The organism is Gimesia fumaroli (assembly GCF_007754425.1).
GTDB lineage: Bacteria > Planctomycetota > Planctomycetia > Planctomycetales > Planctomycetaceae > Gimesia > Gimesia fumaroli.
Map to the genome: position 1 here is coordinate 6,221,914 of NZ_CP037452.1, position 18,331 is coordinate 6,240,244.

An 18,331-nucleotide genomic window follows, 5' to 3' on the forward strand; every position below is an offset into this window, starting at 1 on the left:
CATTTTCAAAGCATAAAGAGCCAAAGCCATGATCACCGAACATCATCTTCACAGCCCGATTCAACCCCCACGTCGCACTCTGATGGGCCCTGGTCCCAGTGATGTCTCTCCCAGCGTTCTGTCAGCCATGGCCTCACCGACTGTCGGACATCTTGATCCGTATTTCCTGCAAATCATGGATGAAGTTCAAGATATGCTCAGAACGCTCTTCCATACCACAAACGAACTCACGCTGGCCGTCAGTGGCACCGGCAGTGCCGGTATGGAAGCCTGCGTAGTCAACCTGCTCGAACCGGGAGACAAAATCGTCGTCTGCACGAACGGTGTGTTTGGCGGCCGGATGGCGGATGTTGCCAGCCGCATTGGTGCGGAAGTCGTTCAGATTGAGCGCCCCTTCGGCGAAGTCTTTTCCGTTGAAGAAGTGGGAGAAGTCGTCAAAAAAGAACAACCGAAAGTGGTCGGCATTGTGCATGCAGAAACATCTACGGGAGCCGTACAATCGCTGAAAGAAATTTCCGAAGTTGTCCACGAAGCGGATGCATTGCTGCTGGTTGACTGCGTGACCTCACTTGGAGGAATGCCTGTGAAAATTGATGAATGGAATATCGACGCCGCCTATAGTGGGACACAGAAGTGCCTGAGCTGTCCTCCCGGCCTGGCGCCTGTCACATTCAGTTCTCGCGCCACTGCCGCCATGGATGCCCGTAAGACCAAGGTTTCGAGCTGGTACCTGGATATGTCCATGGTCCGTGCTTACTGGGGTGGCTCACGGGCCTATCATCATACTGCACCGATTAACATGAACTTTGCACTGCATCAGGCACTGCGACTGGTACTCGACGAAGGTATGGAAAACCGATTCTCGCGTCATTATGCCAATCATTGTGCTCTGAAAGCAGGCCTGCAAGCGATGGGAATTCAGTTCGCGGTCGCCGATGACCATCAACTTCCAATGCTCAACGCCGTCAAGATTCCCGATGGAATCGATGATGCCACCATTCGCAGCCAGCTCTTGAACTGGTTTGGCATCGAAATCGGCGGCGGCCTCGGCCCGATGAAGGGCAAAACCTGGCGGATCGGCCTGATGGGAGAGAGCAGCCAGAGTTCGCATGTGCTGCTGTTCCTGGCGGCCCTGGATCAATGTCTGCTGCATGCGGGCTACCAGCTGACACCCGGCGCCGGCGTAGCTGCTGCAAATGATTTTTACCGCACAACAATTACAGACTAACCCCAGGCGGTCGCTAAGTTTCGTTTTTTTGATCGAATAAGACGGTTATATTTAATGAGTTCCGACGAGAATTCCGATTCCTAAGATACGATTCTCATATGACTTGCCGACCATCGCAGGTCGCGTTATATTGGGATCATCACGCAAGGGAAGTATCCTTTGCGTGCCGTCGAGAGAATTTTCGAACATTCTCACGAATTTTGTGTCGAATGAGTGGCAATCGCGAAAATCTTTGCCTATCATTTCCGACCACCTGTAAGGGGCCGTAGCTCAATTGGTTAGAGTACCGGACTGTCGATCCGGGGGTTGCGGGTTCAAGTCCCGTCGGCCTCGCTTATAGTGTTATCTGATTAAGGGACATCGAATTATTGATTCGGTGTCCCTTTCTTTTTTTTAAATCAGCCTGCTCCTGAACGACCCACTAAGACCAGGGAGAGCTAAAGATGCCTGAGTATCAACTATTGCTCCTGGGGATCGGAGCCTTACTTGGCTTCTTTTTTATCCTGATTGTTTCAGTCTGCATGTGGGAAAAACAGGCGATTCAGCCGTTTTATTTTCCAGATGACGGTGAAGAATATCCACTCGTCGATGCCGCCGCTGAGGCAAACCAGGAAGCTGCTAAGCTTGGCTTTGAATACGGCTGCCTTTGTCATTTTGGAAAGGCAAAAATGTATCGAGTGCGATATGACTTCTGGATCACCCCCGATTGCTCAATGATCGCCACCGTCAGTGGTGGTGAGGTCGCCAAACTTCCCTGTAAAGGGATCTGGCTTTATTCAAAATCTGCAGATGGTCGTATTCTCTGTACCACGAATGAAATCGGGGAGCAGGACATTTCCGGCGTCATGGAACAATCAACCTGGACAGATTACGGATTCAAAGAACTCCATAAAAAACATATGCAGAGGCTGAAAGAAATTGCGATTGAACCTTTTGAAGCAGACAAACCACTGGCTGGCTATTTCGAGATCAGAAAAATGAAAGCGGATCGACTCGTCAAAGTGAAGGACGCTTATTATACCGACGACGAGGGGCTGGTCTGGCGGTATACACTGAAAGGTGCACTCAAATTCTATTTTATCTCCCAATGGGTACGTCCGCTAAAACGTGGTTTACGTTCAATTGGTCTGGTTAAAGACTAACGCCGATGCAAACATATGACATGGCAGTCGTAGTGATAGATCATTTGTGTTGAATACGAGGACTGAAAACATCGAAGCTACCAACAGATTCAAGGTGATCGCGTGACAGTCGAAGACCAAACTCCGATCGTTGAACAACGACCGCGTCTGAGTTTTCGCCTTCGCTTACTCTTTGGTGTGGGCTGCCTGCTGCTGGCGATCGTTGTCGTCGCAATTTTGCGTCTTCCCCCCAAGCTTGAGGCAGGGCAGGTGATCGATCAGGTTGGCGTTTATCGCTTTCCTGCGGGCGGACATCAGTTGGAAATCAAAGAAACGGCGGACAACATCGTACACATCATGTTCCATCGGCGGATTATGGAGGTCGAACTTTTTTCCACCCCCATTTACTCAAGGTTAGCTGCAGACAGACCTATCACATTTGAAGCGGAACGGGACTGGTTTGTTTCTGTGGATCGCTATCAGCGACTTTGGATCTTTCGCGGACGCTGGGACAAAGAGTGGGGCGCACTACGTCCCATTCCTTCCGGGGGGACAGTTCCCTACGCACCCGCGATTCTCATGCAGGGCTCCTGGTTTTTACCAAGCGGCAAATTGGTAATAGGTGGTAATGTTGTGAGTGAAACAGGTGAATGGGCGGGCGTCCCTTCTGCGTTTTTCGATCGACTACCAGATAAAAACCAGGAACTCTCCGTCTGGGGAAATATCCCGCCGATCCCCCAGTCAGCGCCCGCTTTCACAAAACAACAGCAAACGATGCTAAACCAGAAACTCAATGCTGTCCGATAAGATTTCCTTTTGAATACGATTGAGTAAGGCCCCCCAATGCATACGCTCCTGTCACGGATTGAAGATGTGTTTGATATTAAGGGCCACGGTTTCGTGATCGCCCCAGGAATCCCAAGTGGTTCCAGCCTTCGTGTCACAGTCGGAGATCCATTGAAACTGAAACAGCCTGACGGAACGGTTCACAAATCCTATGTGCGCGCGATCGAAATGATCATGGGAGGGGCCCCAGAACGGGCCTGCATATCGCTCCTGCTGGGGGAAGATCTCACGAAAACTGATTTATCAACAGGCAGCGAACTCTGGCTTGATGCGCAGACACAAGACATCATCCAGTATCATTTCCCCGCCATCACTCTTTCCACTCTCAAGTCACGGTTATTCACACCCGATCACTCAGGACATCTTCAATTCGGCGACTCGGCTGTCACCTTTCTCCCGTCATCAACCGACGACCTGACTGCCGGCGCGCTTGAATTTCAAGATGAATTGAGATCTTACCTGCTCTCAATGACTCCTTCAGACGATGGCGTCACTCTCTTCGTTGGTTTACTCGGCTTGAAACACGATCCGTCTCTACTTCCTCAAATTGACTTGTCACTGAAACAAGCCGGTTTGACATTTTCCAGAGACAGCTGAAACCCTCTTCCGACTTCCTTATTCCAGACAACACCAAAATGATTCTTGATGAAATGATTGTTAAGAACAACTCTGAAATGAAGCACGCCGTTGACAGACGACTTCAGTCTGATACGATTTTTAAATCGCGCCACACTTAGAACGATCTACGATCAGAAGTGGATTTTTTTCATTTCATCACAAATTCGGCTTCCGGAGAGGATGCCCTTTGACTTTGGAACACAGCACGACCAGTTCTGACTTGACGTCGGAAGACTATGAACCGGTACTCAAAGAACTTGCCACCATCCGCTCCGAGATGGTCATTGAGGCAGATCGCTCCCGGTCTCTGCTGGATCAGGTTCACCCCTGCTACCGGGAAAGTGCCCGCAACCTCTTACATTACCTGGCGCTCCGGCATCACGACATCCGACCGTTACAAATCCGCCTGGCAGCGCTCGGGCTGTCCTCGCTGGGGCGCGCTGAGTCGCATGTGATGGCGACCGTCGATGCGGTGCTCGATGTATTACACCGTCTGGCGGGACACTCTCTGGAACAGTCTGCTGCGGAACCTGCGGTCATCAATTTTGCGACCGGGGAACGCCTGCTGGTCGAACACACCGAAACGCTGCTCGGTCCCGCCGTCCCCGGACGCTGGGTGCGAATCATGGTCACCATGCCGAGCGAGGCGGCCGACGATTACCATCTGGTCCACGACCTGCTGCAACAAGGCATGGATTGTATGCGAATCAATTGCGCACACGATGATGCGACTGCGTGGTTGCGGATGATTGAACACCTCAGACGGGCGGAAAAATCATTAGGGCGGTCGTGCCAGGTCATTATGGATCTGGCAGGCCCCAAGCTGCGCACCGGGCCTCTGGAGCCAGGACCGGCGGTCGTCAAGATTCGCCCACGCCGCGATCTCCTGGGACAGGTCACTGCTCCCGCGCGGGTCTGGCTCTTTGCCGAAACCAATCCCCAACCGTCGCCTTCCCCCGCCGATGCCTGCCTGCCCGTTCCGGAACCCTGGCTCTCTCGGATGCATCAGGGAGAAGAAATCCAACTCACGGACGCACGCGGCTCCCGGCGCACTTTGACCATCGTTGATCTCACCGATGAAGGGTGCTGGGCAGAGGCGGTTCAAACCACATACGTCATTCCCGGCACAGTCCTGAAACACGAACACAAAGTCGCAAAGGCAAAGCATCGCGAAGCAGCGGTCGGCGACATAGCGGCTACGGAAAACGATCTCACGCTGTTTCAGGGCGACCAGCTCATTATAACTAGGAACCTCGAACCGGGGCGGCCCGTGACCCATGACAGTGCGGGAGAGGTGCTCACTCCGGCGCAAATTGGCTGTACGATTCCCGATGTGTTTAACGACGTTCGTGCCGGTCAGTCCATCTGGTTCGATGATGGCAAGATTGGCGGCGTCATTGAAAAAGTAGACAGCACACGCGTACTCGTTCGCATCACGCAGGCGCGTTTGAGCGGCGCGAAGCTACGCGCCGACAAAGGCATCAATCTGCCCGAAAGTAATCTGAGTTTGAATGCCTTAACCGACAAAGATCTCGCAGACTTGGCCTTTGTCGCACAACACGCCGATGTCGTCGAGATGTCGTTCGCCAATCGCGCGGAAGATGTCGAAATGCTTCAGCAGTATCTGACACGCCTGGATGGTCGCCAGCCCGCAATCGTCCTGAAGATCGAAACGCGGCGGGGCTTTGAAAACCTGCCGGACATGTTGCTCACTGCCATGCGTTCTCCCTGTTGCGGCGTGATGATTGCCCGCGGCGATCTGGCCGTCGAAAGCGGCTTTGAACGGCTGGCTGAAGTTCAGGAAGAGATTCTCTGGATCTGCGAAGCCGCCCATGTTCCCGTCATCTGGGCCACTCAGGTATTAGAGTCGCTTGCGAAAGAAGGGATGCCGTCCCGTGCAGAAATCACCGATGCGGCGATGGGCCACCGGGCTGAGTGCGTCATGCTTAACAAAGGCCAGCACGTACTCCACGCCGTCCGCACTCTCGACGATATCCTGCGACGGATGCAGTCTCATCAAACCAAAAAACGGGCCATGCTCCGCGAATTACGACTGGCCACTCATACGCCGTCAGAGAAAATAAGTAATACGTCTGATCCGGCAGAAACTTAGACTGAATTTAACGCGGCCTCTACTATTGCGTTTGACTTAATTGTAAATGCTAAATTTCGAGTTTGAAGAAAATTGAAATGATTCGCAAATCACTGAAACAATACCATCGTCGGTACCGTCTCTAAAGGGTACGTACCAGTTACTCCAATAAGGAAATTCATCATGCGGCAGTTTTGTTTCAATTCACTGGGTATGCTGCTGACTTTGTGCAGTTTGGCTTCACACGCCTGGGCACTGGGCGAAGAGGATTTCGGCAACAAGCCCTTAAATGCAGCGAATTTCCGGGATTGGCCGGGCATTATGCCGGTCGTCAATCATCAGAGCCGCATTTACCACCGCTGGATCAATGGCAACGAACACTGTTTCTATCACGGAGACACCGAGACGCTCAACGATGTCTTACAGAAATTTGCGGCTACCGAAGAAAAAGTACACGAGGTTGTCCTGCGACCGGGGCCGGCTAAAGTCAGCTCGTTTCGAAAAACGCAAACCATGGACTTTAACTGGAGCCTGCATCTGGTTGGCGGAATCGCGCGAGCCATGTCACAAAAAGACCAGGGCAGTCTGATCTGGAACAAGCACCCGATCTTAACGGTTTATGTCGGCGGTGCGATTCAGCTGGACAAAATCAAAATTCCCCAGGGAATCAACCTGCTGCAACTGGCCGACCTGGAACAACGCTATTCCCAAGGACTAACCAGCACCGACACCACGGTGCGCGGCTGGAGCACCGGACAACTGGCAAAGCTGGATCCCTATAGCAAACCCAGCTTGGAGGCGATTGCCAAATTACTGCAGGATAAAGAAATATGGGTCCGCCGAAATGCGGCAGGAGCATTAGCAACGTTTGGCAAGCAGGCCGAGCCGGCTCTGCCCGCATTGCGCGACGCACTTAATACCAATGACGAACAACTGCAAACACGAATTCAAGAGACCATTAAAACGATTGAAAAAGCCCCCGACAGATCCACAGAGGAAAAACAACACCGCCAGACTCTGGATAAGATCAGTCAGTTTTGTAAGTCACAGAAAAAAGACTGATCTCGGATCATACTTTTATCATTGACGGAAACTCATGAACTTTGCAGGAATCGAACATTGCCAATATCCCTCGTTTGAAGGAACCTTCTGATGTCTGCACGAAAATCTCTTTTGTTGTTATTACCATTTTTCGGTCTGTTGTTCACAGCAGACGTCGCCTGGGCACTCGGCTTCGAAATCAGTCAATCGAAGGAAGAACTCAACCTGCGATATGAACTCTCCGTCGTCGATCACGGCACCGGCCGCGTCACCGTTAATCTGATCATAGACGATACGGGAAAACTGCAGGCACTCAACTCCATCGACTTAGTAATTTTATCGAAAGACGGAACGCCCCGACCGGATCTTTTGGTATCCCTGGAAACAAAAAAGATGAATGGAAAACTGCATGTACGGGCGCATCTGAATAAGGAACTGGCAGAACGTGCCCAGCTCCAACTCAAGACCTTGACCAATCCACGAACCGGCAAGCAGGAACTGTTAACCTGGTTTTATTTTCCAATCTCCGTGGCGAAGATGCTCAAGGAGCAGCAGTAGCAACCATCATAAAGCAGTGTTGTTCTCGTTCTGGTCTTAGACCGATTATCTTTATCCAGAAGATTTATGAACTGAGATCCTCTGTTGACAGACTGCCTCAGCTTAGTACGATTTCGGTTCCTGCATCGCGGAAACAACGGCTTCACCTTCCAGCACTCGCTAATATTCCAGGGATCGGTTCATGAGTACTCAACCAGAAATCAAACAATGTATTTTAATCACCGGCGCGTCGGCCGGGTTTGGCAAGCTGGTCGCCGAAAAACTGCTGGCAAAAGGGCACACTGTTTACGCAGCCGCCCGGCGGGTGGAGAAGATGCGGGACATTGAAGCGAAAGGGGCGCACATCCTGCACATGGATGTCACGGATACCGAATCGGTCAAAGCCGGCGTGGATCAGATGCTGGCTGAGCAGGGACGGATTGACGTGCTGTTCAACAACGCCGGCTACGGATCGTATGGAACGATTGAATGTATTCCGCTCGACGAAATTCAGTATCAATATGACGTGAACGTCTTCGGCCTGGCACGGCTGGTGCAGGCGGTTCTGCCTCAGATGCGAAAACAGCGCAGTGGCCGTATTATCAATACCGCATCCGTCGTGGGGCATGTCTCGACCGCGGTCCTGGGCTGGTATGCTTCGACAAAATTTGCGGTCGAAGGTTTTTCGGACGCACTGCGGATGGAAGTCAAACAGTTTGGCATTGATGTGGTCCTGATTGAGCCGGGAGCCGTCAAAACCGAATTCGACGAAGTCGCTTTTGCCAAACTGGACAGCCTGGATCATGCAGAAGATTATCAGCCGCTGGTTTCCGCCTTCCGAAAATTCACCGGCAAACTGTACTCCAAAAGCCCGGGGCCCGAAAGCACGGCGAACGCGGTGATCAAAGCCATCGAAGCGAAGTCCCCCAAAACCCGCTACGCCACCACAATGGACTCCAAACTGCTCCCCCGCGTCAAACGACTCTTTTCCGATAAACTATTTGATAAAATTGTGCTGAGTCAGATGAAGTAACGTTTCTGAACAATCAATGATGGCGACATAACAGCATGCAAATCAAATATTATAAAACGAAATGGGCTCAAGAAGATCTAGTATATGGTCAACCACCAGATCTTGTGATTCTTGAATCAAAAACGAACGAGTGTCATTCTAAATTTGAAATGCACCAGTGGGAATTTGATAATCTTTTTGGTTCTTTATTTTCCTTGTGCTTTGAAGACAAAATAATCCCCTACTTGCAAATTGTCAAGGAATGGAACGAGATGCTCGGATTTTGCGATATGGATGGAGTGCCTTCTGTCATTGGCGATATCGAGGAAACGATTCGAAGTATCCAATTAGTCGATCCAGACATTCAGGAATCACCTTGGGGGCTCACAGCAGATGATCTGAAAGCGCTCATTCAGTTTCTTGAAACAAAGAAAACAAATGAGATTACAATTCAAAATGCGTGATATTAATGACGAAACAAGGCATTCGCCAGTAATCCAAATGCAAATGCCGAGGCCAACAGATACATCCCGCCGCCACTATAGTCTTTTGATGACAATACGTAGCAAGCACCGTATATTCCGATAACACCAGTCAGAATGGAACCAAAATAAACCAGCCCCGCTTCTGCAGTGCCTCTTTTTTTTTCCGCTTTTTGATCGACTTCGTTCATAACAGGACTCCTTATTGTGAAAATGACATGAGAATTTTCGCTGACTAATTAGATTGAGTTTCACTTACTGCTCTCGTTTCAGGATCAACAGTTTCTCCTGAACTCCCGCAGAAAAAAGCGATGCCAAAGCAAATACAGAGAATCAGGATTGAAAACAGCACCCGGTAGTTCCGCAAAAGATTTGCGATCGAAATCCAGATCAATGTTCCACCAGGAAATTCCATGCCGTAATCTGGTTCCCACTTCCCTCCCAGATCCTGTATGAACTTGCGAAATTCGTAATCGATGATCTTGATAAAGAGAAACATGCCCAGTATCAAAGTGGCGGCTACGAAGCCTGCGATCAGAAAGTTCATCTGAGTATCCGGTGATTGAACTGGTTTCATCCTTCGTCTGTATTATCACGTTTTCCCCGGCGCGGTTTGATGACTGGTTGCTGGTGCTCGGAGTAGAGTTGTTTGATGTGGACTTCGGGGTCGCCGGTGATCAGGCGGGAGCGGCGGGTTTTCCAGATGTAATTCCAGAGCCAGTCGAGCATGACTTTGAAGCGGTTGCGGAAGCCGACCAGGAACATCACGTGTAACACGTTCCAGGAAATCCAGCCCAGAATGCCGCCGTAATGGATTTTGCCGATCGCGGCGATGGCGTTGCCGCGGCCGATCATCGCCATCGAACCTTTATCGTGGTAACTGAACTGGGGCCGTTCTTTCGGTGCGTTGCCAGCGATTTCGGCTTTAATAATTTCGGCGACAAAGCGGCCGGTCTGGATGGCGCCCTGTGCGAGACCGGGGACCGGATTTCCGGTGGTAGCATCGGTCGCATGGGCGGCGTCTCCCACGACGAAGACTTCCGGGTGGTTGGGAATCGAAAGATCGGGGCCTACGACAATTCGGCTGCCGCGATCCACTTCCGTATCTAATGTTTTGGCGAGATCCTGTCCCTGTACGCCGGCGGCCCAGAAGACATTCTCGGCGGGAATCGTCTCATCTCCGATTTTGACTCCTTCGGCAGTCACGTCCGTCACATGCACATTCAGATGAATTTCGACGCCCATTTTTTCGAGCACGTGTTGTGCCCGCACGCCGAGGTCTTCGGGCATGGGGCCGACAAGTCGCTGACCGCCGTCGACGATAATCACGCGTGCCATGTCGCTATGAATGTTACGAAATTCCCGGGGCAGTGTTTCTGTGGCGACTTCTTTGACGGCGCCCGCCAGTTCGACGCCCGTCGGTCCGCCGCCGACGATCACAAACGTCAGTTTTTTGCGACGGGCTTCTTCGTCGGCTTCCCACTCGGCTTCTTCAAATGCCAGGAACAGACGTCGGCGAATTTCGAGCGCGTCGTCAATCGACTTCAAGCCCGGCGCATGGGCCCGAAATTCGTCATGGCCGAAATAGGACTGCTGTGCGCCGGAGGCTATCACCAGATAATCATAATCCAACTCGCCGCCGTCAAAGTCGACCAGTTTTTTGTCGAAATCGATGGCAGTGACTTCGCCCAGGGCGACATGCACGTTTTTCTGCTTCCACAGAATCTTGCGAATCGGGGCAGCGATATTGGCCGGATCAAGCTCTCCCGTCGCGACCTGATACAACAGCGGCTGGAACAGGTGGTAATTGTGCTTATCGACCAGATCGATCTCAACCGGGGCGTCCTTCAGCGACTTGGCGACATTGATGCCGGCAAAGCCGCCTCCGATGATGACAATCCTTGGCAAATTCGAAGAACGATTCATAGTTTGCAAATCCCTGGTTTGAGTACGGAAGCGCTGTCTACTTTGAATGTCGGTTCGAACCGGAATCCGCCTTTAGTCAAAGACGTGGCCGTGTTCGTAGCGTTCGTCTTTTCCGGCTGCCTCGGTGAGTGCGGCAACATTGGATTTTGTGAAGAACCCTTCGTAGCCGTGACAGCGTTCCACATATTCGGTGATCAGAATGGAATAATCGGAGTGCTTCGAGAAGATCTGCTTCAGGTTTGGTTCATCCAGACATTCGCCGACCACGTGGGCCAGGAAGGGAATGCCTTTGTCTTTCAGCGTATTCACCACATAATCGACATTCTTTTCGCCGGCCCTGTGATTGCCGTCGACGACTTCATAGGCCACATGATGCAGGCGGCGACCATAGTTGCGCACGAAGTCTTCGGTGGGCATCGGCAGATTGTCGAAGGAATTCACAAAGGAAGGGGTGTTGTTGGCGGTGAAGACTTTCGCGGGCGATTTTTTATCATCGTCAACATAGCCGTTCCGCGTGACGTTTGTGGACGAATTCATGGCGGAAATATTATAAGCACCCCAGAAATAGTGGTTGGACATCGTCAAAAATTCAAGGATGGCATCTTCCCGTTCGCCCGCTAGAATACGGGTCGCCAGATGATCGACTCCCAGCACCAGCGAATTGAGCTTTTCCGCTTCGGCAAATTCGACGACCTGATTTAAGGAATCAACGACCGAGGCATCCAGTTCGAAAGGCGTTCCCAACTGCAGTGCATTAAAGTCGTCAATCTCGACCTGAGTATAACCGACACGATTGCAGGTAAAGTCGGACGGGAAGGTAAACGCGAAATGGGATTCCGTGAAGAACGGGTTTTTCGTTTCATGGTGATAATTGAAGCGAATGTTATGCGATTCGAGTGTTTTCTGTGTCTCCGCGACATCTTTCGTGCTGAAGATTTCGCCGATGTAGCGTGCATTCGGTTTCTGGCTGGAGAGCGGATACAGCCGATTGTACATCGTGATCTCATCCTCGTAATCTTTTTCCAGTGGCTCCAGTACGAATAGCCGTGGAAATTCAGGCTCGGATGTGAGGACGTAGACTTTATGCGTGGTATTCCAGAACGAGGCGGTGTACCGGTAGGGGCCCATCAGATAGAGTTCATGCAGGTAAGGCAGGGCATCACCATGTTCGACCTGGACTACGATGCCGCGCATGGTTTTCAGTAAATCGTCAACCCCGCTGCTCTGGCGGCGTTCGTAGATTTTCATCCGATATTCGTCAAAAAATTCAGAGTTCTTTTTGTCGCCACCCGGTTGATACTCTAATGGATTGATACTCACTGGAAACTCCCTTTACTTAGTATGCCTTGATAGATCTGAAGAATCGTATGAAAGGAACTGCAGGCGGTTCTGAACCTCCGTCAGGCCGCCTACATATGCTTATGTTACTGCATCGATCAAATTTTGTAATGTTGGTTCCCGTTTCTTTTCCTTTTTTCGTGGACCATTTTCCAACGCAAAACTTCACAAAACAAGCTTCGTTCCGGAAAAGCAGAACAGGATAACGCAAATTCGGAATGACTTCGTGTGCCTGGTGGACTATGCTGAGTGTACTGTATCAAGTCATAGCTTTGATGTGTAGAGGGATTGGGAGAGGGATGAAAGGCATTTCAAACTCGCGAAACGGGAACGGGATCGCTGTGTTGACCATAATCTGCTGCCTGCTCTCTAGCGGTACTGGTTTTTCTGCAGCGTACGTGCGGGCAGAAGAAATACGCTCGCCCAACATCGTGATGATCATCTCAGACGATCAGACCTTCCGCGACTTTGGTTTCATGGGCAACAAAGAAATTCAAACGCCGCACATCGATCGACTGGCTCAGCAGTCGGCCCGCTATGTGAACGGGTATCTGCCGACGAGTGTCTGCAGCCCTTCGCTGGCGACGTTGTTGACGGGCCTGTATCCGCACCAGAGCGGCATTCACTATAATCATCCGCCGCCGGGTAATGGTGCGTTTAACAAGATGACATCGCTGAAGGAATATGAAAGTACGCGCAGCAAGTCCTTTCGATTGATTCAAAACGTGGAGACGCTGCCCCGAATTCTGGCGGCACACGGTTATCGCTGCCTGCAAACGGGCAAATTCTGGGAAGGCCATTATCGCAACGCCGGTTTTACAGAAGGCATGACGGTTTTCCAGCCGGTGCCCGGCCAGAGCTTTGGAGGCAATCGCAAGTTGGCCAACGGTGAACTCGCCGCACATGGAAACGGGGACTGGGGCCTCAAGATCGGTCGTGAAACGATGCAGCCGATTTACGATTTCGTGCGCGACTGCGAACAGAAGTCAACTCCCTGGCTGGTCTGGTATGCACCCTATCTGCCGCACCAGCCGCACGACTCGCCCAAGAAATATTTTGACCGGTATCGTGACAACCCGCGTGTTTCGAAAGAGGAAATCGCCTACTATGCGAGTTGTTCGCAGTTCGATGATACCGTCGGCGAGCTGATTCAGTTCGTCGAACGGGAATCGGATGCCAGAAATACGCTGTTTCTGTTTGTGATTGATAATGGCTGGACTCCGGGAACCCGGCCGATGCAGTATCGCGAGAATTATCATCACACGAAAGCAAGCAAGCGTTCGCCCTTTGAAGACGGGCTGCGTTCGCCGATCCTGATTCGCTGGGACGGAGTAACAAAACCGGCAACGCACACGGCACTTGTCAGCAGTGTGGATGTTGTGCCGACATTGCTGCATGCTGCCGGGCAGGGGAGTGCCGCACAAAAATTGCCGGGAGTAAATCTCTTGCCGTCCGCGAAAGGCGCAGCGAAACTACCTACAGACCGGGCCGTGTATGGTGAAATTTTTCCGGGAGATGCCAGTTCGCTGGGACATCCGGAGCAGGACGTGGCGCATCGCTGGATTCGCAAAGGGAATCTCAAACTAATCACCGCGCACAATGCGAATACACAGGGAAAGACCTGGAACGACTACACGCGCGGCGATGTCCTGTTTGATCTATCACAAGATCCCGAGGAAACGAAGAACTTAATGCACGATCCAAACCAGGCGGCTGCGCTGGCAGAACTCCGCACGCTGCTGAATGCATGGTGGAACCCCGAAGCCTCTGATTAAGCCTGTTTGTTTAGAGAATGCCGTACTTCGCGAAGGCTTCCGTGGCGGACATGCCTGCTTTAATGCTGTCGCGGAATGTGTTTTCTTCGTGCACTTTTTTCCAGGCAAGCTGAATCACTTCGGTTTCTACTTTCTGCGGGACAACGGCGATGCCATCGACGTCGGCAAACACCAGGTCGCCGGGAGAAAAGAGAACGCCGCCGATTTCTACCGGGACATCGATGTCAATGATCCGCTGGCGGTCTTTGCTGTCATAGGGTGAGGTTCCCACGGCCCAGACCGGGAAGGGCATGGCTCGCATCTGACGGACATCGCGGACGGCACCATCAATGATCGCCCCCGTACAACCGTGGTGCTTGACCGCCGTTGAAAGCAATTCGCCCCAAATGCCGGATCGCATCGAGCCGCTGGCAGCCGCGATGAAGACTTCGTCGGCCTTGATCGAATCGACGGCTTTCAGCTCCAGTTCATACGGGCTGGGATCACTGTGGTACATGTCGGCCCAGAGACTGGTTTTGCAGCGTCCGACCACGACTTCCTCGACCGTCATCGGCAATAACTCTTTGCGGGGCGACTGATTCGTCAGGCCGATGGAATCCAGGGCATCACAGATGATGGCGGAATGCAAAGATTGACGCATCATATCCAGGGTGATTGTTTCCGGTTGGGATTGATTCATAATTCACTCACGCTCTGTTAAAGTTGGCTTGAAATCTGTTGGGCTGTTTTGATAACCGCTTTGATAAATCGTTGTAACGCTTTCGCATCTGCACGGGCGGTCGGCACACTCAGGCTAATAGCGGCGACGATTTCGCCGTCCTCGTAAACGGGCGCCCCAATGCAGGTAACGCCGACATCGTTTTGATCCTGCTCGACCGCGTAGCCATCCTGTTGCGCGCGTTGATGAATCTTGCGGAGCTGTTTTTGATCGATCACGGTTTCGCTCGTCCGGGCCACGAGCCGCGTGCGGGCAATTAAAGCGTCCCAGGCGGCATCACTCAATTCTGATGTGATAGCACGGCCCAACGAAGTGGAATAAAACGGGTCGGTACTGTTCGGCTCGACGATGCGTCGTAAGGGATGTGTACTTTCGATCACGCGCAGATAACGAACGTTGGTTCCCCGCAACACACCGAGATTGACGGTTTCCCCCGTTTCCTGATGCAAGACACGCAACGCGGGGTCGGCGATTTCCGTCAAGCGGTCTTCCATTTCGCCCAAAGCCAGGCGTCGCAACTTCGGCGTAATCTGGTAGACCCCTTTTTCGACGCGGCTCACGTAGCCCAACTCGATCAGCTCTCCGAGAATGCGATGCACGGTCGGTTTATGCAGGCCCAGTTCCTGGACGATTTCGAGCAACGTCAGCGCACCGCCCGAAGAAGCCAGCACTTCGAGAACATGCAGGGCTTTGCCGAGTGATGATGCTTCGATCGTGGAAGACATGCCGAATTTGATCCGCAAAAAGAGTGAAAAAAACGTTAATGTGACCGCTGCTTGCAACACACCATGCGTTTCATTATAGTGAATACAACGTTCCACTATAAGATATGGAGCTGAAGTTTTTTCACGTTTTTTACTGAGGGGCCTGTGATGCGTGTCGGAATACTTGCTCTGCAACACGAATCCAATACGTTTATTCAATCGGCGACCATGCTGGCTGATTTTGAGCATGATGTGCTGGCAACCGGCGATGAGATTTATCCGATTTTCAAAGACTCGGCACATGAGATCGGCGGATTCTTCGCTGGCCTGGAGGAGACGGACCTCGAAGTGGTGCCGATTTTTGTCGCCCGTGCGCTGCCGGGAGGCACGATCACCGCGGAAACCGTTGAGACGCTGATTCAAAAGATGCTGTACGCACTGCAGCAGGTGGGACCTCTGGACGGTTTGCTCGTGGCGCCGCATGGTGCAGGCGTCAGTGAAAACGAACGCGACCTGGACGGGTACTGGCTGACATTGGTGCGTGAGCAGGTCGGACCGGAACTGCCCATTGTTTGTACGTTGGATGCGCATGCGAATGTTTCACAAGCGATGATCGATGCCTGCGACGCAACGATTGTCTATCGGACGAATCCGCACATTGATCAGAAGGACCGGGGCATTGAAGCGGCGCGACTGATGCAGCGGATTCTGAAGGGAGAGGTCAAACCGACGCAAGCCGCCTGTTTTGTGCCGGTCGCGATTAATATTGAACGGCAGCATACCTCGTCCGAGCCGTGCGCGTCGTTATACAAACAAGCGGATCAGATGCTGGAAGAACCAGGCGTGCTTTCCAACAGCGTGATTCTGGGCTTTCCTTATGCGGATGTCGCGGAGATGGGTTCCGGGTTTATTGTGGTGACGGATAATAACCCGGATCGTGCGCAAGAGCTGGCGAATCAACTGGGAGAAACATTAATCACGCGCCGCGAAGAATTTGTGGCGCACCTGACTGGCATTGAAGAGGCACTCGACCAGGCCCAGGAATTGGAAGGTCCGATCTGTTTTCTAGATATGGGAGACAACATCGGCGGCGGTTCTCCCGCGGATGGCACGACCATTTTACATGCCATTCAGCAGCGTCAGGGACCGAGCAGCTTTGCCTGTCTGTACGATCCTGAAGCAGCCCAAACGGCGATTGCAGCCGGACCAGGAGCCACGTTATCGGGGCTGGCGATGGGAGGCAAGACCGATGACCAGCATGGGGCACCGCTGATTGCTAATGTGACGGTTGTCAGCGTGCACGATGGCAATTTCACGGAATCAGAGGTCCGTCATGGCGGTAAAACCGAATATCAGATGGGACCGACGGCGGTGGTGCAGACTGATTTTGGATTGACGATCATGCTCAACAGTCATCGCACGCCTCCTTTCAGTCTCGGGCAACTCACGTCTTGCGGAATTGAACCCGCCGATTATCATATTCTGGTCGCGAAGGGAGTGCAGGCTCCGCTGGCGGCTTACAAACCGGTCTGCCCGAATCTGATTCGTGTGAATACGCCGGGCGTGACTTCAGCCGACATGGAACAGTTTGAGTATCAGTATCGCAGAAAACCTCTGTTTCCATTTGAATCGATCGACTAACTTGAATCTCTTTCACACTAAAGGAAATCCCATGCAGATCACAAAAATCGAAACTTCGATTGCGGAATCGATCATGCCCGGTCTGCTACTGGTGCGGATTCATACCAGCGAAGGAATTGTCGGTTGTGGCGAAACCTATTACGCACCACATGCGGTCGCCGCCATGATTCACGACTGGATGTCGCACTATCTGATGGGAAAGAACCCGCTTGATATCGAAGCGCACTGGCGGTTTCTTTATGAACGTGCCACGAATTTTGGTTCGCGGGGAACCGAGCTGCGAGCGATTTCCGCCATCGATCTGGCGCTGTGGGATATCTTCGGACAGGTCACTGCTCAACCGGTGTGGCAGTTACTGGGGGGCTGCGTGCAGGAATCGATCCGCACGTATAACAGTTGTGGCGGTCCCTCTTATGGCGGCACAAGTGATTCCGAAAGCAAACATACCTGGCCCGGTCATGGCTGTGTGGGAAATCAGGGGCCGTTAAACGATTACTGGTCCGCCGTCAATTCGCCGGTCGCGCTGGCGGAATCGTTGATTGCGGAAGGTTACCAGGCACTGAAAGTCTGGACGCTCGATTTCGCGGCGCATAAAACAAACGGGCCGCTGCATATTACTCATCAGGATATTACCAAGGCACTGGAGCCGTTTCAGAAAATCCGTGAAACGCTGGGCAACAACATCGAATTGATTATCGACGGTCACGGTTTTTTTCAACTCGCCCCGGCACTGCGGATCGCCAAGCGGCTACGCGAATATGATATTCTCTGGGCGGAAGATCTGCTGCGGGTGGATGGCGTGGATACGCTGAGTGATTTTCGCGACAAAGCCCAGATCCCACTGGCGGTCAGTGAGATGTTTAACGGCCCCGATGATTATCGGCTGGCACTCGAAAAGCGGGCCGCGGATTTTGTGATGATCGATCCGACGTGGGTCGGCGGGATCTCGCAAACCCGAAACATCACACGGCTGGCGCAGTTTTATAACATTCCCGTTGTGATGCATGACTGTACGGGACCGCTGACGCTGCTCTCGGGCGTGCATGTGGCGGCGTGTTCGAATAATGTGGCCTGGCAGGAAAGCTTAAGAGCGCACTTGCGAATCCTGTATCCACAATTGATCGACACACAAATCCAGGTGGACGACGGTCGGATTGTGATCCCCCAAACGCCGGGTCTGGGTGTGGCCTGGTTACCGGAATTGTTTCAGCCAGGGGAAAACCAGTACCGTATTACGGAACTCGCATAGTCG

At 52.3% G+C, this 18,331-nt stretch carries 18 protein-coding genes and 1 tRNA gene; 13 read left to right on the plus strand and 6 right to left on the minus strand.

Going from position 1 to position 18,331, the window contains the following annotated elements; translation table 11 throughout:
• Nucleotides 1–28 precede the first annotated feature (28 nt).
• The 10 genes from Enr17x_RS23560 (at nt 29) to Enr17x_RS23605 (ending at nt 8,959) form a co-directional block, all read left to right on the plus strand.
• Entirely contained in the window at nt 29–1,228 is a 1,200-nt protein-coding gene (locus tag Enr17x_RS23560; RefSeq protein WP_145312127.1) for a pyridoxal-phosphate-dependent aminotransferase family protein, read from the plus strand.
• A gap of 259 nt (nt 1,229–1,487) precedes the next feature.
• Nucleotides 1,488–1,561: transfer RNA gene (locus tag Enr17x_RS23565), tRNA-Asp, on the plus strand.
• A 110-nt stretch (nt 1,562–1,671) separates the two neighbouring features.
• Nucleotides 1,672–2,370 carry a hypothetical protein gene (locus tag Enr17x_RS23570; protein ID WP_145312128.1) on the plus strand — a complete coding sequence of 233 codons (699 nt, stop codon included), beginning with the start codon at nt 1,672–1,674 and terminating at the stop codon, nt 2,368–2,370.
• 102 nt (nt 2,371–2,472) lie between these two features.
• The gene (locus tag Enr17x_RS23575; protein ID WP_145312129.1) at nt 2,473–3,156 is read left to right on the plus strand and encodes a hypothetical protein; all 684 of its coding nucleotides are present in this window, start codon (nt 2,473–2,475) and stop codon (nt 3,154–3,156) included.
• 36 nt (nt 3,157–3,192) lie between these two features.
• Complete coding sequence (locus tag Enr17x_RS23580; RefSeq protein WP_145312130.1) at nt 3,193–3,792, plus strand: hypothetical protein; 600 nt, start codon at nt 3,193–3,195, stop codon at nt 3,790–3,792.
• Nucleotides 3,793–4,000: 208 nt separating this feature from the next.
• Nucleotides 4,001–5,926, plus strand: coding sequence for a pyruvate kinase (locus Enr17x_RS23585; RefSeq protein ID WP_198000761.1), 1,926 nt, complete (start codon nt 4,001–4,003; stop codon nt 5,924–5,926).
• A gap of 162 nt (nt 5,927–6,088) precedes the next feature.
• A complete protein-coding gene (locus Enr17x_RS23590; RefSeq protein ID WP_145312131.1) occupies nt 6,089–6,967 on the plus strand; it encodes a HEAT repeat domain-containing protein in 879 nt (292 codons plus the stop codon).
• Between the two features lie 90 nt (nt 6,968–7,057).
• Nucleotides 7,058–7,504 (plus strand): hypothetical protein, encoded by a 447-nt coding sequence (locus Enr17x_RS23595; protein ID WP_145312132.1) that lies wholly within the window; start codon nt 7,058–7,060, stop codon nt 7,502–7,504.
• A 181-nt stretch (nt 7,505–7,685) separates the two neighbouring features.
• The gene (locus tag Enr17x_RS23600) at nt 7,686–8,516 is read left to right on the plus strand and encodes an oxidoreductase (RefSeq protein ID WP_145312133.1); all 831 of its coding nucleotides are present in this window, start codon (nt 7,686–7,688) and stop codon (nt 8,514–8,516) included.
• Between the two features lie 35 nt (nt 8,517–8,551).
• Nucleotides 8,552–8,959, plus strand: coding sequence for a hypothetical protein (locus tag Enr17x_RS23605; RefSeq protein ID WP_145312134.1), 408 nt, complete (start codon nt 8,552–8,554; stop codon nt 8,957–8,959).
• A gap of 2 nt (nt 8,960–8,961) precedes the next feature.
• Here Enr17x_RS23605 and Enr17x_RS23610 read toward each other — a convergent pair whose 3' ends face one another.
• The 4 genes from Enr17x_RS23610 to Enr17x_RS23625 all read right to left on the minus strand — a co-directional run bounded on the left by Enr17x_RS23610 (nt 8,962) and on the right by Enr17x_RS23625 (nt 12,223).
• Nucleotides 8,962–9,168 (minus strand): hypothetical protein, encoded by a 207-nt coding sequence (locus Enr17x_RS23610; protein WP_145312135.1) that lies wholly within the window; start codon nt 9,166–9,168, stop codon nt 8,962–8,964.
• A 44-nt stretch (nt 9,169–9,212) separates the two neighbouring features.
• Nucleotides 9,213–9,524, minus strand: a complete 312-nt coding sequence (locus Enr17x_RS23615) for a hypothetical protein (protein ID WP_145312136.1) — start codon at nt 9,522–9,524, stop codon at nt 9,213–9,215.
• A gap of 26 nt (nt 9,525–9,550) precedes the next feature.
• Nucleotides 9,551–10,903, minus strand: coding sequence for an NAD(P)/FAD-dependent oxidoreductase (locus Enr17x_RS23620; protein ID WP_145312137.1), 1,353 nt, complete (start codon nt 10,901–10,903; stop codon nt 9,551–9,553).
• A 72-nt stretch (nt 10,904–10,975) separates the two neighbouring features.
• Entirely contained in the window at nt 10,976–12,223 is a 1,248-nt protein-coding gene (locus tag Enr17x_RS23625; protein ID WP_145312138.1) for a hypothetical protein, read from the minus strand.
• A 317-nt stretch (nt 12,224–12,540) separates the two neighbouring features.
• On the opposite strand from Enr17x_RS23625, the gene Enr17x_RS23630 reads away from it, so the two are divergent.
• Nucleotides 12,541–14,016, plus strand: a complete 1,476-nt coding sequence (locus Enr17x_RS23630; RefSeq protein WP_198000762.1) for a sulfatase-like hydrolase/transferase — start codon at nt 12,541–12,543, stop codon at nt 14,014–14,016.
• A 10-nt stretch (nt 14,017–14,026) separates the two neighbouring features.
• On the opposite strand, the gene Enr17x_RS23635 is transcribed toward Enr17x_RS23630, so the two are convergent.
• The gene (locus Enr17x_RS23635; RefSeq protein ID WP_145312140.1) at nt 14,027–14,695 is read right to left on the minus strand and encodes an RraA family protein; all 669 of its coding nucleotides are present in this window, start codon (nt 14,693–14,695) and stop codon (nt 14,027–14,029) included.
• Between the two features lie 17 nt (nt 14,696–14,712).
• Nucleotides 14,713–15,459: an IclR family transcriptional regulator gene (locus tag Enr17x_RS23640; protein WP_232100832.1), complete on the minus strand. Its 747-nt coding sequence runs from the start codon at nt 15,457–15,459 to the stop codon at nt 14,713–14,715.
• Between the two features lie 147 nt (nt 15,460–15,606).
• Here Enr17x_RS23640 and Enr17x_RS23645 point away from each other — a divergent pair, with 147 nt between their 5' ends.
• Both Enr17x_RS23645 and Enr17x_RS23650 read left to right on the plus strand, forming a co-directional pair.
• Nucleotides 15,607–17,079, plus strand: coding sequence for a M81 family metallopeptidase (locus Enr17x_RS23645; protein WP_145312142.1), 1,473 nt, complete (start codon nt 15,607–15,609; stop codon nt 17,077–17,079).
• 31 nt (nt 17,080–17,110) lie between these two features.
• Nucleotides 17,111–18,328, plus strand: coding sequence for a mandelate racemase/muconate lactonizing enzyme family protein (locus Enr17x_RS23650; RefSeq protein ID WP_145312143.1), 1,218 nt, complete (start codon nt 17,111–17,113; stop codon nt 18,326–18,328).
• Nucleotides 18,329–18,331: the final 3 nt, after the last annotated feature.

Excerpts from the sequence above, each read along its gene's own strand:
- Enr17x_RS23615 (WP_145312136.1), bottom strand. The coding sequence starts at position 9,524 with ATGAACTTTCTGATCGCAGGCTTCGTAGCCGCCACTTTGATACTGGGC.
- Enr17x_RS23650 (WP_145312143.1), top strand. The coding sequence starts at position 17,111 with ATGCAGATCACAAAAATCGAAACTTCGATTGCGGAATCGATCATGCCC.
- Enr17x_RS23590 (WP_145312131.1), top strand. The coding sequence starts at position 6,089 with ATGCGGCAGTTTTGTTTCAATTCACTGGGTATGCTGCTGACTTTGTGC.
- Enr17x_RS23570 (WP_145312128.1), top strand. The coding sequence starts at position 1,672 with ATGCCTGAGTATCAACTATTGCTCCTGGGGATCGGAGCCTTACTTGGC.
- Enr17x_RS23595 (WP_145312132.1), top strand. The coding sequence starts at position 7,058 with ATGTCTGCACGAAAATCTCTTTTGTTGTTATTACCATTTTTCGGTCTG.
- Enr17x_RS23645 (WP_145312142.1), top strand. The coding sequence starts at position 15,607 with ATGCGTGTCGGAATACTTGCTCTGCAACACGAATCCAATACGTTTATT.
- Enr17x_RS23605 (WP_145312134.1), top strand. The coding sequence starts at position 8,552 with ATGCAAATCAAATATTATAAAACGAAATGGGCTCAAGAAGATCTAGTA.
- Enr17x_RS23610 (WP_145312135.1), bottom strand. The coding sequence starts at position 9,168 with ATGAACGAAGTCGATCAAAAAGCGGAAAAAAAAAGAGGCACTGCAGAA.
- Enr17x_RS23560 (WP_145312127.1), top strand. The coding sequence starts at position 29 with ATGATCACCGAACATCATCTTCACAGCCCGATTCAACCCCCACGTCGC.
- Enr17x_RS23640 (WP_232100832.1), bottom strand. The coding sequence starts at position 15,459 with ATGTCTTCCACGATCGAAGCATCATCACTCGGCAAAGCCCTGCATGTT.
- Enr17x_RS23620 (WP_145312137.1), bottom strand. The coding sequence starts at position 10,903 with ATGAATCGTTCTTCGAATTTGCCAAGGATTGTCATCATCGGAGGCGGC.
- Enr17x_RS23580 (WP_145312130.1), top strand. The coding sequence starts at position 3,193 with ATGCATACGCTCCTGTCACGGATTGAAGATGTGTTTGATATTAAGGGC.
- Enr17x_RS23630 (WP_198000762.1), top strand. The coding sequence starts at position 12,541 with ATGAAAGGCATTTCAAACTCGCGAAACGGGAACGGGATCGCTGTGTTG.
- Enr17x_RS23600 (WP_145312133.1), top strand. The coding sequence starts at position 7,686 with ATGAGTACTCAACCAGAAATCAAACAATGTATTTTAATCACCGGCGCG.
- Enr17x_RS23635 (WP_145312140.1), bottom strand. The coding sequence starts at position 14,695 with ATGAATCAATCCCAACCGGAAACAATCACCCTGGATATGATGCGTCAA.